This window comes from Citrobacter sp. Cpo100 (assembly GCF_030332595.1).
Taxonomy (GTDB): domain Bacteria; phylum Pseudomonadota; class Gammaproteobacteria; order Enterobacterales; family Enterobacteriaceae; genus Citrobacter; species Citrobacter portucalensis.
Genome location: NZ_JAOWHM010000016.1, coordinates 1 through 609 on the forward strand (window position 1 = coordinate 1; position 609 = coordinate 609).

The following is a 609-nucleotide window of genomic DNA, read 5'->3' on the forward strand; positions in this document are numbered from 1 at the left end:
TGCTCCCACTGCTTGTACGTACACGGTTTCAGGTTCTTTTTCACTCCCCTCGCCGGGGTTCTTTTCGCCTTTCCCTCACGGTACTGGTTCACTATCGGTCAGTCAGGAGTATTTAGCCTTGGAGGATGGTCCCCCCATATTCAGACAGGATACCACGTGTCCCGCCCTACTCTTCGAGTTCACAACACATGCACTTTTGTGTACGGGACTTTCACCCTGTATCGTGCGACTTTCCAGACGCTTCCACTAACACACATGCTGATTCAGACTCTGGGCTGCTCCCCGTTCGCTCGCCGCTACTGGGGGAATCTCGGTTGATTTCTTTTCCTCGGGGTACTTAGATGTTTCAGTTCCCCCGGTTCGCTTCATTACGCTATGTATTCACGTAATGATAGTGTGACGAATCACACTGGGTTTCCCCATTCGGAAATCGCCGGTTATAACGGTTCATATCACCTTACCGACGCTTATCGCAGATTAGCACGTCCTTCATCGCCTCTGACTGCCAGGGCATCCACCGTGTACGCTTAGTCGCTTAACCTCACAACCCGAAGATGTTTCTTTCGATTCATCATCGACTTGCAAAAATTTGAGAGACTCGAACACACC

1 rRNA gene is annotated in these 609 nt (G+C 50.6%); it reads right to left on the reverse strand.

Annotation, left to right across the window (positions count from 1 at the left end):
• Positions 1-541: ribosomal RNA gene (locus OGX96_RS00735) — 23S ribosomal RNA — on the reverse strand; the annotation flags it as partial.
• Positions 542-609 lie beyond the last annotated feature (68 nt).